The 13420-nt window shown below is 68.3% G+C and carries 15 protein-coding genes; 6 read left to right on the top strand and 9 right to left on the bottom strand.

The window, feature by feature from the left end; translation table 11 throughout:
* Window positions 1-366 (top strand): transposase (locus NBW77_RS20365; protein ID WP_250280162.1); only part of this gene is annotated, 366 nt, incomplete at its 5' end.
* A 256-nt stretch (window positions 367-622) separates the two neighbouring features.
* Here NBW77_RS20365 and NBW77_RS20360 read toward each other — a convergent pair.
* From NBW77_RS20360 to NBW77_RS20330, 7 genes are all read right to left on the bottom strand, one after another.
* Window positions 623-1252 (bottom strand): nucleotidyl transferase AbiEii/AbiGii toxin family protein, encoded by a 630-nt coding sequence (locus NBW77_RS20360; protein WP_165486240.1) that lies wholly within the window; start codon window positions 1250-1252, stop codon window positions 623-625.
* Window positions 1249-1758, bottom strand: a complete 510-nt coding sequence (locus NBW77_RS20355; protein ID WP_131747748.1) for a helix-turn-helix transcriptional regulator — start codon at window positions 1756-1758, stop codon at window positions 1249-1251. Before NBW77_RS20355 ends, NBW77_RS20360 begins: the two co-directional genes overlap by 4 nt.
* 412 nt (window positions 1759-2170) lie before the next feature.
* Window positions 2171-2770: a DUF4037 domain-containing protein gene (locus NBW77_RS20350; RefSeq protein ID WP_242605998.1), complete on the bottom strand. Its 600-nt coding sequence runs from the start codon at window positions 2768-2770 to the stop codon at window positions 2171-2173.
* 337 nt (window positions 2771-3107) lie between these two features.
* The gene (locus tag NBW77_RS20345; protein ID WP_165486239.1) at window positions 3108-3833 is read right to left on the bottom strand and encodes a hypothetical protein; all 726 of its coding nucleotides are present in this window, start codon (window positions 3831-3833) and stop codon (window positions 3108-3110) included.
* A gap of 339 nt (window positions 3834-4172) precedes the next feature.
* Window positions 4173-5015, bottom strand: a complete 843-nt coding sequence (locus tag NBW77_RS20340) for an SDR family oxidoreductase (protein ID WP_131747746.1) — start codon at window positions 5013-5015, stop codon at window positions 4173-4175.
* A gap of 28 nt (window positions 5016-5043) precedes the next feature.
* Complete coding sequence (locus NBW77_RS20335) at window positions 5044-5808, bottom strand: carboxymuconolactone decarboxylase family protein (RefSeq protein WP_131747745.1); 765 nt, start codon at window positions 5806-5808, stop codon at window positions 5044-5046.
* A gap of 33 nt (window positions 5809-5841) precedes the next feature.
* The gene (locus NBW77_RS20330; protein WP_250280161.1) at window positions 5842-6879 is read right to left on the bottom strand and encodes an alcohol dehydrogenase catalytic domain-containing protein; all 1038 of its coding nucleotides are present in this window, start codon (window positions 6877-6879) and stop codon (window positions 5842-5844) included.
* A 421-nt stretch (window positions 6880-7300) separates the two neighbouring features.
* Between NBW77_RS20330 and NBW77_RS20325 the strand changes: the two genes are divergently transcribed.
* Complete coding sequence (locus tag NBW77_RS20325; RefSeq protein WP_250280160.1) at window positions 7301-8188, top strand: helix-turn-helix transcriptional regulator; 888 nt, start codon at window positions 7301-7303, stop codon at window positions 8186-8188.
* A 35-nt stretch (window positions 8189-8223) separates the two neighbouring features.
* Here NBW77_RS20325 and NBW77_RS20320 read toward each other — a convergent pair whose 3' ends face one another.
* Entirely contained in the window at window positions 8224-9138 is a 915-nt protein-coding gene (locus NBW77_RS20320; RefSeq protein WP_250280159.1) for a helix-turn-helix transcriptional regulator, read from the bottom strand.
* A 172-nt stretch (window positions 9139-9310) separates the two neighbouring features.
* Between NBW77_RS20320 and NBW77_RS20315 the strand changes: the two genes are divergently transcribed.
* The 4 genes from NBW77_RS20315 to NBW77_RS20300 all read left to right on the top strand — a co-directional run bounded on the left by NBW77_RS20315 (window position 9311) and on the right by NBW77_RS20300 (window position 12887).
* Window positions 9311-10297 (top strand): aldo/keto reductase, encoded by a 987-nt coding sequence (locus NBW77_RS20315; RefSeq protein ID WP_131747744.1) that lies wholly within the window; start codon window positions 9311-9313, stop codon window positions 10295-10297.
* 48 nt (window positions 10298-10345) lie between these two features.
* Window positions 10346-11182 carry an SDR family oxidoreductase gene (locus NBW77_RS20310; protein WP_250280158.1) on the top strand — a complete coding sequence of 279 codons (837 nt, stop codon included), beginning with the start codon at window positions 10346-10348 and terminating at the stop codon, window positions 11180-11182.
* 640 nt (window positions 11183-11822) lie between these two features.
* Window positions 11823-12377, top strand: coding sequence for a Uma2 family endonuclease (locus NBW77_RS20305; protein ID WP_207387138.1), 555 nt, complete (start codon window positions 11823-11825; stop codon window positions 12375-12377).
* Window positions 12378-12617: 240 nt separating this feature from the next.
* Window positions 12618-12887 (top strand): GNAT family N-acetyltransferase, encoded by a 270-nt coding sequence (locus NBW77_RS20300; protein WP_131747742.1) that lies wholly within the window; start codon window positions 12618-12620, stop codon window positions 12885-12887.
* Window positions 12888-12899: 12 nt separating this feature from the next.
* Here NBW77_RS20300 and NBW77_RS20295 read toward each other — a convergent pair.
* Window positions 12900-13420, bottom strand: a 521-nt coding sequence (locus NBW77_RS20295) for a DUF3387 domain-containing protein (RefSeq protein ID WP_250280157.1), incomplete at its 5' end; no start/stop codon positions are given.

Here is a 13420-nt window from a genome sequence, read left to right as displayed (position 1 = left end):
GAACAGCGACGCATCCGGCGCCGCACCCGACCCGTCGCCGTCGCCGACGCGGTCGCCGCAGACAAGGCCCACTCGTCCCGCGGCAACCGCGTCTACCTGCGTAGACGCCACATCACGGCGGTCATCCCGGAAAAGGCCGACCAGGCCGCCAACCGGAAGAACAAGGGCCGCAGGGGCGGCCAACCCGTCCGCCACGACGCCGACCTGTACACGGAACGGAACACCGTCGAGCGTCTGATCAACAAGCTGAAGGCCTGGCGAGGCATCGCCACCCGCTATGACAAGACCCCGCAGAGCTACCTTTCTGGTCTCCATCTCCGCGCCTCGATGATCTGGATCAAGGAGCTCACGCGGACCGCCCCTTGATTGCAACCGAATACACGCCCTAACGCACCACAATAAGAACTGTTCGATCTCGGTTCAGTGCCCCGAAATCACCGTCCGTCCGGTCGCCAAGCGGCTCCCGACCAGGGGCGATGCCCAGTGAGTCTCCCGCCGACAACATCATCCGCCGAGTCGAACACGTGTTCCGCAAATCTGGTGGGTCCGGACGCCGCGGTCCGTCTGGTGACCGCGGCGTGGGCATGGTCGAGCTGAAATCCGGATGGGGGCCGGTCGTCGCTCATCCGCCGGTGATTTCCTGACGCCAGGCGGAGAAGAAGTGGCGTAGCCGGTCGGCAGCCGGGCGAGGCAGCCCCAGGTCGTCGTCGGTGAACCGACCGATGGTTCCGATCATGTCTGCGAACACCTGCAGGTCGAAGCCGCCGTCCTGGGTCTGGGCGAGGTGGACGAGCTCCTCCTTGGCGAAGACGTTCACCAAGTCGTACACGTCGGTGAAATCGCGTGCCTCGGCTCGGCCGAACAGGGCGAGGGTCTTGCGGGCCGCCAGGTCATGGGCGCTGAGTGTCGGGCCGAGTTCGGTGAGGGTGGGTGGTTCGTCCGGCGGGCTGTCGACGCCGAGATCCACGATCAACGCCTCGCCGCCTGCCTCGACGACAAGTCTGGCGAAGCTGCCCGTGAGCTGGACCCGCCGGGTGACCCAGCCCTGCGAAGCCGCCGCGCGTTCGAACGCCGCCGCCGTGTCGGGGATCGATGCCGTGGGCGGGAGGGCGGTGAACAGATCGACGTCGCGGGTCTCGCGGTCGACGAGATCACGTGCGATGAGCGCGGCGCCGCCCGCGACCGCGAAGCCCGCGCTCTCGGGCAGCCCGAAGAAGACCCGCGCAACCGCCCGCTGCAACGATGTGATCACCTGAAGGCGGCTCGCTCCCAGGCACGCCGGATCGGGATGGGAAGGACAAGCTCCGGCCAGGCGTCGACGAGCAGTGCCCCGTCGACGTAGGCGAGGATGTCCTCCGCCGTCCCCTCACGCAGGACGATCTCGTACAGCCGGTGACGCTGTCGACGATCCGTAAGGTCGTAGGTCCGATCAGGGTCGGACCAGTTCAGATGGACGGGCAGGCGTACCCGTGCCAACGCCTGCCGGACCGGGAGCCGGGGCAGCCGATCCGGCACGGTGAACGGTCGTCCTCGGCTGTCCACCACGACCTCGAACGAGGGCACCGGCACGGCGTCGAGCCGGAAGCCCGCCGCCGCCAGCAGGCGCGTCGCGGTCTCCAACGTCGGTGACTTCACCCCGTGCTCATAGGCCGCCAACGTCGGCCGCGACGTGCGCGCCCGCCGCGCGAGCTCCGCCCCGGACAGGCCCGCCTCCAGCCGCGCCGATTCGATCAGCCGCCCTGCCAGCGAATCCGCCATTCCCCCTCCACCGCGACCCCTCCATCACGACGCCAAACGTATCCGAAGGGATACGCTACTCGTCTTTCGGTACGTTCGCCGGCCCATCCGGCGTGACCTCGGCATGAGCCCTGCCGCGAAGCGGCTTGAGCCGTCGAATGATCTCTGTCCAACGGCGCGGTGAACCTGGCAGCCTCGCCGGACTGCCAGGTTCTCGACAAGCCAGGCCAAGGACGCGTTCACACGCAGCCGCAACCTCAGGCCCGGAGTCCGAGAAGAGGTGCGTAGCCCTGGCGACGGTTTGGTTGGGTGAGGACTTCCACGCTGTCGACGGCCTGGTCGATCGCGCCGGGGAGATGGCCGAGTAGGCCGTCAGGTCGGTGCCCGAGGCGGGCGAGAAGGGCTCGCGGCTGCGGATCGCTGATCGCGTCGGTCAGCACACGGGTGAGACGGTCAGCGCCGAGTACCTGGATGTCCCGGGAGTGAAAGCGGCGCGGCGCGGGGTCAACCGGCTCAGCCAGACCAAGCTGGTTCGTGACGTCGGCGAGGTGACTGGCCGCGGCGCACAGCGCCGCTCCCGACGCCGCCCGGTAAGCAGATCGAGCGGGTCATGCAGAACCACACCGCCCGTGAGACTCGCCAGGATCTGCGTCGGGGCCAACAACCAGTCCGCCAGACCCATCCCGTCAGCAGGGTCGACACCGTGTCGATCGACGAAGAACGCCCGCGCGGTCGTCACCTCCACCTGATGGTGCGGCCGGCCGTCATATCGGTCACTGTCCGGATAGACAACCGGGAAATCCTCGAACCGAGCCGGCAGCCTCTCCAGTGCGATGTCGACAGGCTCGGCGTCAAAGCCCGGCAGGACGAACAGCTGTACGCGGGGGCCGAAGTCGTGGTCCGGGGAGATCTCGTCATCAAAGCCGAGTACCTCGGAACCCTCACCGAGCAACGCCGCCGCATGAGGCACACCCGAGACCAGCGGCCGGACCGCCTGCTCGTAGAACCGCCGAGAAAGATCGCGACCAGACACGGCTCCGAGATCTCCTCACGACATCCCGTCATGAACCAGACGACGCGACGACGCCATGATCCCACCGCCCCGCCAACGGATCGCGCCCGCGAGGTCCCGGAGGCTCACCCAGGAGACCCACAACCCCGGCTCGCCCAGACACCACCTGACCACCCTGGGCCAGCTCCACGCCGGCCGGACGGGGGCTCGGGGGGTCGTCCCCCCGAAAAACATCGCGGCCCGCCGCGAAGCTGACCAAAGTCAGCGACCGCGGCGTGCCAGCTCGTGGACCATGTGTACCAGCATCCGAACCATTTGATCTTTGTTGCTGGCCCTGAAATCACTGTCCGGCCGGTCGCTACCCGGGCCCTGACCAGGGACGCTGCTCCGTGACCGCGTCAACCGCCACATCATCTACCGAATCGAACAGGCGTTCCGCGGACCTGGCGGTTTCGGACGCTTCGGCCCGTCTCGTAACGGTGATCGTCGGCGTGGTCGTGGCGGCGGTCGTGGCGCACCCCGCGTCGGAGCAGCGCCCGCGAAGCGCTGCGTTCAGGAGCCAGACGTAGACATTCGCGTCGTCGGACGCCAGCAGTTCCGCGACGTCGAGCTTCTCCGTGGAGTTGGGATCGACCGCCTCCTTGATCGGACCTCGTGGATCAGCCAGGTCGTGAAACGCCCACACGTCACCTTTGATCAGGGCGAAGGGCAGCACCTGTTCGCGTCTCGGGCGCGGCAGGTGCTCGCCGACCTCGGCACCCGTACGGAATAGCGACGTCGCCTTCCAGACGGTGTCCGGCAGCGCGGAGACCGGCAGCAGAGAAAGATCGACCGGGTCCGTCTCCAACGCCGGCGGAGGCATGCGGAGCTCCGTGGGCGCGAGCCTTGCCTCGTGGTCGGCCTTGTACTTCGCGAGCACCTCGACCGAGTAGATACGAGGGTTGCGGTCAACGATCAGATGATGCTCGCCGCAGAACAAGATCATGTTTTTCGCGGCGTAGACGTCGCCTGCCAGCGGAACCTCCCGCGAGCGTGGCCCCTGGCGTCCGACAGCGACGATGTGCGCACGTTGCGCCAGTGTCACTGACTGCTCGCCGGGCGCGATCTGATGGGTGACCGCGTTCGTGCAGCCCGGGACGGCGCACTGGTTGCCGGACAGCGCAAACAGCCGGTTAGCCGGACCCTTCGGGGCAGACCCGTGCGCCGATCGACGACAGGTTGACGATGGCGCCGGAGCGGCGGGCGCGCATGCAGCACAGCCTTGATGGTGCGGACGGTGCCGAAGACGTGGGTGTCGAACAATTGCCGGACCGGCCCGTCCTCGCCCTCCTCGACCTGCGCGTATGCACAGAGTGTCACATAGGAGTTACACCGTTGGTTTTACAGTCCCAGTCCCACCAGGGCGGACAGGCGGGGATGTGTGCTATTCGCCGGGTGGGTAGTCGGTGGAGGCGGCGAGGTCGCACTGGGTCTCGAAGTTCTCGATGCGGGTTCGCAGGGTGCGCAGGGTGGCGTCGAGTGCCTGGGTGCCGAGGACGATGCGCAGGGGTGCGGGTTCGGTCTCGACGCTGGCGATGATGCGCGCGGCCATCCGGGCCGGGTCTCCGGGCGCGAGGCCGCCGGCTGGGTCGAGCATGGCGCGGAACGCGTGCGCCGGGGTGTCGTCGTACACGTCCATGAGCTCGGCTACCTGTGCGCTGCCGTAGCGGAACTCGGTGCGTGCGCCGCCGGGTTCGACGATCGTGACGCCGATCCCGAAGCCGGCGACTTCCTGGGCGACGGATTCGGCGAAGCCTTCGATGCCCCATTTGGTGGCGTGGTAGAGCGAGTTGCCTGGGAGGGCGACCTGGCCGCCGTGGGAGGAGATCTGGATGATCCGGCCGCCACCCTGGGCGCGCAGGTGGGGCAGGGCGGAGCGGATGAGCTGGATCGACCCGGTGAGGTTGGTGGCGATGATGTGGTCGATCTGGGCGTCGGTGAGTTCCTCGGCCGCGCCGAACAGGCCGTAGCCGGCGTTGGAGACGACGACATCGATCCGACCGTGGGTGGCGAAGGCGTGGTCGACGACGGTGTGGATCGCCGGTGTGTCGGTCACGTCGAGGATCTCGGCGTGGAAGGCGTCGGGGTGCTTGTCGGTCAGGTCCTGGACTCTGGCTGTGTCGCGGACGGTGCCGACGACGCGGTCGCCGCGAGCGAGCAGCTGCTCGGTGATTTCGCGGCCGAAGCCGCTGTTGACTCCGGTGATCAGCCAGGTGCGTGCTGCCATCACGTTCTCCCTGCCAAATTGAGGGCTGTCAGCGCCGCGGGGCCGCAGTGGCCGCGTCCAAGGCGCGCAGGCCGTTGAGGGTGCGGGGGTAGCCGATGTAGGGGATGAGCTGGGTGAGGACGTCGAGCAGGCAGGTCCGGTCGATGCCGACGTGGAGGTTCGCCGCGACGTGGCCTTTGACCTGGGGGTCGCAGCCACCGAGAGCGACGAGCATCGCGAAGGTGAGCAGCTCGCGGGTGGGGATGTCGATGCCGGTGCGGGTGTAGTGGTCCCCGAAGCAGTTCGCCGACAGGAACCGCTGGATGTGCTGCTCGTCGTCGGGTGCGCCCGCGTACAGGGCGTCCACGGCGCCGTCGCCGATGATCTGCCTCTGGGTCGCGAGTCCGCGCGCGGCGCGGGTGTCCGGGGTCGTGGTCGACTGGCCGGGCAGCGGCAGGTCGATGCCGCGTGCGGTCAGGACGTCGTTAGTGGCGTGCAGGAAGTCGAAGACCTTCGCCATCCCGACATACGGCACGGCCTGGTAGACGATCTCCTTGACCTGGATGGGGCTCACGCCGGTGGTGAGGGCCGCGCCGAGCATGACCCGGTACTCGGCCAGGGCCTGGCAGGCGATCATCGCGGCGAGCTGGACCATGATCCGCGTCCGGGCGTCCAGCCTGGAGTCGGCGAGAACCTCGTCGAAGGCGAAGTTGTCGAAGTACTCGATGAGCTCGGGATCCGTCACCGCCAGGGTGGAGACATGACCGGGGAACAGCGCCTCATGGTTGCGGCGGGCCTGCTCGGTAGGCGCCATGGCGAAGCTCCTGTCTGATGGGGTGATCCTGCGTCAGGGGCGGACGATGACCTTGAGAGCCTGCCGGGAGTCCATGGCCTGGTAGGCGTCGGCGACGTGATCGAGGTCGACGGTGCGGTCGAAGACCCGCCCGGGCTCGATGCGGCCCTCGAGGACGTCGGGCAGGGCCTGCTCGATGTAGGCGCGTACCGGGGCGGGGCCGCCGGTGAGGGTGATGTTCTTGCCGAACAGCGACCCGAACCCGACCGGTGCCTGCTCGTACTGCGGGACGCCGACCCGGGAGACAACTCCGCCAGGCCGCACGATGCCGTAGGCCTGCTCGTAGGCGGGCATGTGCCCGACGGCTTCGAGCACGACGTGGCTGCCCTCGCCGGCGGTGAGGTCGCGGACCTTCGCGATGCCCTCGTCGCCGCGTTCGGCGACGACGTCGGTCGCTCCGAACTCACGGCCGAGGTTGGTGCGGTCGGTGTGGCGGCCCATCAGGATGATCCGGTCGGCTCCGAGGCGCTTCGAGGCGAGGACCGCGGACAGGCCGACCGCGCCGTCACCGATGACGGTGACGGTCCGCCCCGGGGCGACCCTGCCCATGTGCGCCGCGTGCCAGCCGGTGAGGTACACGTCCGAGAGGGTCAGCAGCGAGGGCCACAGCGCCTCGTCGACCCCGGCCGGGATCTTTACCAGCGTGCCCTCGGCCTGCGGGACCCGCACCGCCTCGGCCTGGGCGCCGCCGACCCCGCCGGCGCCGTACCAGCCGCCGTGCGCGCAGGCGGTGTGGAATCCCTCCCGGCAGAACGCGCAGGTGTTGTCGGAGAACGCGAACGGGGAGACCACGAAGTCGCCCGGGGCCAGGCCGGTCACCTGCGCGCCGACCTCCTCCACGACGCCGAGGAACTCGTGCCCCATCGGGACGCCCTCGTCAGTGGGTGACATCGAGTGATACGGGTGGAGGTCGGACCCGCACACGCAGGCCAGGACCACCCTCACGACGGCGTCGGTCGGCTCGTGCAGCTTCGCGTCCGGGACGTCCTCGACGCGGACGTCACCCGCGCCGAACATGAAGGTCGCTCGCATGATGTCGCTGTCCTTTGTAGTCGAGATCGAGAAGGAGGATGCGGTAGCTACCGCGGGAGCATCTCGAGGGTGGTGGAACGAGCCTGGGAGCTCGTGATGCGGTTGATGGTCTGCGCGGAGTAGCGACCGTATTTCGCCCGGTAGGCGGCACCCGTTCACGGACCGCACGTAGAGACGGTCACCCACCCGCACCGTCCACACGATGCGAGCACGGCACGTCGGGTGCTCAGCGCCCGATGGGGACCTTGCGGACTCCCCAGTCGGCCAGCGGAGTCGGCGCCACGCAGGCGCGTGAGGCGGTCGCTGGCAGACCCGGTCACGTCGTCAACTCTGGCGTCGGCCGCGGCGCCCGGGGAGTGTCTGCTCTTCCAGGTAACGGCAGTACCTCCTTGCCTCCCGCGGCCATGCCTACCGTGGAGGTATGGACAGCCGCGCGGACAACCGGGCCCAGGTACGCGAGTTCCTCGTCTCGCGCCGCGAGCGGCTCACCCCCGATCAGGCCGGGCTGCCCGCCTACGGCAGCGGCAACCGCCGGGTCAAGGGACTACGCCGCGAGGAGGTCGCGCTGCTGGCCGGCGTGAGCATCGACTACTACGTCCGGATGGAGCGCGGGAACCTCGCCGGCGCGTCCGACGCCGTCCTCGACGGGCTCGCGACGGCGCTGCAGCTCGACGAGGCCGAGCGCGAGCACCTGTTTGACCTCGCCCGCGCGGCCACGCCCGCGCCCGCCCGGACGCGGCGGACGAAGTTTACCGGCGTCACCGACGGCATCCAGCAGGTCCTTGACGCCATCACCGACGCCCCCGCCTGGGTACGCAACGCCCGCCACGACGTGCTCGCCACCAACCGCCTGGCCCGCGCCCTGTACGCGCCGGTGCTCGCCGACCCGCGCCGGCCGGCGAACACCGCCCGTTTCATCTACCTCGACCCCGCCGCGCCCGCGTTCTTCGTCGGCTGGGAACGCGCCGCCGACGACGTCGCCGCGATGCTGCGCTCCGAGGCGGGTCGCAATCCCCAGGACAAGCAGCTCATGGAGCTGATCGGCGAGCTGTCGACCCGCAGCGAGGACTTCCGCACCCGTTGGGCGGCCCACAACGTCCGCTTCCACCGCACCGGCCAGAAGAAGCTCCACCACCCGGTGGTCGGCGCGCTCGACCTCAACTTCGAGGCCATGGAGTTCCCGTCCCACCCCGGGCTCACCCTGCTCACCTACACCGCGCCCGCCGGCACACCGACCGCCGACGGACTCAAGCTGCTCGCCAACTGGGCCGCCGCCGCCGAAGCCGCCGGCGACCCAGCACACCAGTGATCAGGCCGCACGTTCGAGCGCTGAAACGTTTCCCCTTACTGCTGATTGCCGTCTTGTGCGGCTTGGGACGATGACGGCGTGACGGTTTCCGCTTTGCCCTGTGCGGCAAGCATGTCGAGGAGGACGATCTTGTCGTGTTCTGGGGTGGCGGGTTCGGCGACGTAGGTGATCAGGTGTTGGCCGGGGGTGCCGAGGAGTTTCATGACCTGGTAGCTGAGTGTCAGCTCGCCGGCGTCGGGGTGCTGGAACATCTTGCGGCCTCGGCTGTGGCCGCGGACGTCGTAGCGTTCCCACATCCGGGCGAACTCGGGGCTTTTGACGAGGAGCTCGCCGGCGACGGGCGCGAGATCGGGTGCGTCCGGGTCGGTTCCAGCGAAGGCGCGCAGGAACCCGACCATCTCCTGGGCCTGGCGACCCCAGTCCGGGAACAGGTCACGCGCGGCTGGGTGCAGGAAGACGTAGCGGGCTATGTTGCGCTGCGGGGCCTGCCAGCGCTCCAGGCCCGCGAGCAGGCGTAGGCCGGCGGGGTTGTGGGCGAGCACGTCGCCGGTGCGGCCGATCACGTGTGCGGGAAAGGGCCGCAGGCTTTCGAGCAGCAGGTGCACGGTCGGACTCACGGACCGACTGAGCACCTCACGCGCGGGCGGGGTCTGGCCGGTGGCGCGGGCCACCAGCTGGCGCAGGTACTCGTGTTCGGTATCGTCGAGTCGCAGGACGCGCGCCAGGCTGTTGAGCACCGACGGGCTGGGACGGGTTTCCTTGCCCTGTTCGATGCGGACGTAGTAGTCGACGCTCACCCCGGCCAGGGAGGCCAGTTCCTCGCGGCGCAGGCCGGGGGTGCGGCGCAGGCCGGTGCCGACAGGCAGGCCGACGTCGCCCGGCGCGACCCGGCCGCGCCGGGCCCGCAGGAACCGTCCGAGTTCGCTGCCGTGCTGGGCGTTGGGCGTCACATCCGAACAGTCTCCCCTCGGGTCGGCGCCGGTCCACCCGACTGAGTAGCCCTGTCATTGCCAGGAACAGCCGGCCCTCCCACGCCGGTCGCCCGACGCCCACCATCGGTGGTGGCGGTTGCCGCTGTGTGTCAGCGGCCCGCTGCTACCACGGAGCTGGGGAGGAATGATCGTGAAGCACGTGAAGCTGGGAACCCTCGACGTTGGCAGGATCGGCCTGGGCGCGATGGGCATGTCCGCCGCGTACACCGGCGCGGGCAGCGACGACAGCGAGTCGATCCGCACGATCCACCGGGCGCTCGACCTGGGCGTCACGCTGATCGACACGGCCGAGGTCTACGGGCCATACACCAACGAGGAACTCGTCGGCCGGGCGATCAAAGGCCGGCGCGACGAGCTGGTACTCGCGACGAAGTTCGGGTTCATATCTCACCGCGGTGACACTGGAGGCCGGGCCGGCGTCGCGGACAGTACGCCGGAGAACATCCGGATCGCGGTCGAGGGTTCACTGCGCCGGCTCGGCACCGACCGCATCGACCTGTACTACCAGCACCGGGTCGACCGGCGCACCCCGATCGAGGAGACCATCGGCGTGCTCGCCGAGCTTGTCAGCGAGGGCAAGGTTCTGCACCTCGGGCTTTCCGAGGCGTGGCTGGACACAATCCGTCGCGCCCACGCGGTGCATCCGATCAGCGTGCTGCAGTCGGAGTACTCGCTGTGGACTCGCGATCAGGAACCCGAGGTACTGCCGCTGCTGCGTGAGCTCGGGATCGGATTCGTGCCCTATTCGCCGCTGGGCCACGGGTTTCTCACCGGGCAGGTCCGGTCGCTCGACGATCTCGCAGCCGACGACTGGCGGCGGACCAACCCCCGGTTCACCGGTGCGAACTTCCAGCGCAACCTGCGCATCGCCGACGAGGTCGGCGCCGTCGCCCGCGAGGCCGCCGCGACACCGGCCCAGGTCGCGTTGGCGTGGCTGCTGGCCAAGGGCGACGACATCGCCCCGATCCCCGGCACGAAGCGGGTGACCCGGCTGGAGGAGAACCTCGCCGCCGACGACCTGCTCCTCACCTCCCAGCAGTTGGCGACGCTCGACGCCCTGACCCCCGCGGAAGGCGACCACCACAACGAAGCCCAAGCGCGAACCCTCGAACGCTGACCCGATGACCGACAGCCCCATCCAACGTTCACGACCAGGAGAAGCGCCATGCGTAACAGAGACGTCGTCGCCGTAATCGGTGCCGGTGGAATCGGCCAGGCCATCGCGCGACGGCTCGGCGCCGGTCGATTGGTGCTCCTCGCCGACCTCAACGACGACATCCTCCAGACGGCCACCGAGGTACTCGAACGAGACGGACACACCGTCATCGCCGAGACCGTCGACGTCTCCTCCCGCGCTTCGGTCGAGGCCCTCGTCAAGACCGCGACCAGCCTCGGCGACATCGTCCAGGTCATCAACACCGCGGGGCTCTCCCCGGTCCAGGCCAACCCGGCGGCGATCCTGCGGGTCGACCTCTACGGCACGGCGCTGTTCCTCGAACAGTTCGGGACCGTGATCGCCCCGTGCGGGGCAGGGTTGGTCATCTCCAGCATGGCCGGATACATGCTCCCGCGGCTGGCACCAGACCAGGACCGGGCGCTCGCCCAGACCGACACCGACGAGCTACTCGCGCTTCCATTCCTCGCGCCAGACGCGGTCCCCAACTCCGGTGCGGCCTACGCCCTGGCCAAACACGCCAACCACGTCCAGGTCGAGGCGGCAAGCCTGCGCTGGGGCCGGCGCGGCGCACGGGTCAACTCCATCAGCCCCGGCATCATCCTCACCCCACTGGCCCGCGACGAAATGTCAGGCCCCGGCGCCGCCGGCTACCAGGCGATGATCGAACACAGTCCGGCCGGCCGGACCGGCACCGTCGACGAGGTCGCTGCCGCAGCGGGCTTCCTCCTCGGCCCCGACGCCGGCTTCCTCACCGGCACAGACCTACGCATCGACGGCGGCGTGATCCCCGCCCTTCGCGCCGGCCAGATCCACGTCCAGCTCTGACCCACATTTCCCTCCCCCGCGGACGTCGTCACTGCGGGGATTCAAAGATCTCCGCCGGACTTGCCAACGGCTCCCCGAAACTGCCCGACCGCGCCGCCCATGCAGCGACCCGCCAGCAGGACATCGCACGACTACAACCGACGCCAGAGGCCCGAACTGGCACTCATGGTCACCATCCGAGCCGTCCATTCCGAAGCCCCGGCATTGTACGAACCCGCTTCCCGTGACCGCCGACCTGCAACTTCAGATCCTCACGACCACCCCGACGCGATAGATCAAACCTATTTGCCCAGTTCAGTGACTTACTACGCAGGGTAGTGGACCTTACGTACCAGCATAAGAACCGCTTGATGTTGGTCGAAGGTCCCGAAATCACGGTCCGTCCCGTCCACACGCGCGTCCTGACCAGGGGCGAAGCCCAGTGAGCGCCGCGACGGAAGCACTTCAAGCCCACTCGAACACACGTTCCGAACCATTGGTAGCTCCTGCACTGATAGAGCACCACCGCGGGGGGATCCGCTGAATCGCAGCAAACGGATCTCTCGTGGTATGGAGCCGCCTCGGAGAGTGCACACTACGATGGACGAAGCGGATCCAGACTCGCTGTGCAGGTTCCGGGAGGTGCGTCGTGACCGCGGAGATGGTCGCCCCCGCGTGGATGCATGATCAGATCACAGCGGAAGAGTACGACTCCTGGTCCGAGGAGCAGTGCGCGGGCATCGAGATCGTGGACGGGATGGTCGTCGTGAGCCCCAGCGCGTCCAAACGGCACAACCGCGTGGCCCGGATCGTCGCGAACGCTCTGGACACCGCCGCAGGAGATGACTGGAACGCCGACACGGACATCGACGTCCGGCTGCAGGACGTGCCGCTCACTAATCGTCGTCCTGACGTGGTCGTGTACCGCGCGGACTCGATCGACGTCACGCCCACCCGTCCCGAACACGTGCTGCTGGTCGTGGAGGTCGTTTCGCCGGGTTCGGAGACCACCGACAGGATCGTGAAGGCGGACCAGTACGCCAGGGCCGGCATCGCGTTCTACTGGCGGATCGAGCAGGCCGCTACCGGCGTTCCGCTGATCTACACCTATCTCCTCGACCCGGCTACCAGGGCCTACCGGGACGGGGACGTTTTCACCGCTGTGGTCAAGGTCTCGGCTCCTTTCCCAGCGAAGATCGATCTGGGTCAAATCTGACAAACAGTCACGTCGAACTTGCCGCGCTCGCCCACAGCGCCGCGCAGCCATGTCGGCGGGGCTGAAGGTCACCGCCCGTGGTGCCATCAACAAGACCGGGCGGGACAGCAGCGTCGTGCGGAAGAAAGCGCCGGGCCCTACTGGTCTTCAGGTCAGATCGCGAGTCGGAGTTCGGTGCCGTAGACTGGCTCGGTCCAGTCGACCGACTGCAACCTCTGCACCCAAAGTTAAGACAGTGGCATTCATAGTGGCCGCCGTGGCCGGGCTGACATTCCTGTTCGGCACCACCAGCAGACCCTGCAAGTCATATCCGCCGCGCTTGACAATTCTTTCAGAGTCCTGAAGCGGGAACGGGTGATCAGCATCATCCACCCGGAGAACGCCGCCTCCATCCGGGTCGCGGAGAAGCTCGGTCTCAGGCTCGCCGAGACCGCCGAACGCGGCGGCCAGCCCCGCAGCATCTACGCGACCACCCACGACGACTGGGCCGGGCGCACTGGCGATCTCTAGCGGACGAAACCACTATCCCGTGACGTATCGGGGTGCCATAGCTTCCATCTGCTCGATCACGAGGCGGATGGCCTCCGGCTGCTTGTCCGGCGGGTACTTGTACTTGACGAGCAGCCGTTTGACCGACGATCGGAGCTTGGCGCGCACGTCGTCTCGCACGGTCCAGTCGGTCTTGACGTCACGGCGCATGACCGCGACCAGCTCGCGGGCGATCTGGGCGAGCACGTCATCGCCCTGGAGCGCAACGGCCGACTCGTTGGTGCTGACCGCGTCGTAGAACGCCAGTTCGTCGCCGGAGAGCGGTGGGCTGAAGTGCTGGCCGCGGTTTCCCTCAGCGGCGACCTCCTTGGCCAGTTCGATGAGCTCGGCGATCACGTCGGCCGAGGTGAGCTGCTGGTTGGTGTACTTCCGCATCAGTTCGGCGATGCGCTCGGAGAACGCCCGCTGGCGTACCAGGTTGTGCCGCGAGACCTGGCCCGACTCCTCGACGAGAAGCGCCCGCAGCGCCTCGATCGCAAGATGCGGGTTCGACG

This window comes from Frankia sp. Cppng1_Ct_nod, from assembly GCF_920656135.1.
GTDB lineage: Bacteria > Actinomycetota > Actinomycetes > Frankiales > Frankiaceae > Protofrankia > Protofrankia meridionalis.
Note: the sequence above shows the minus strand (reverse complement) of the source record. Positions and strands in the feature narration are given on the sequence as shown.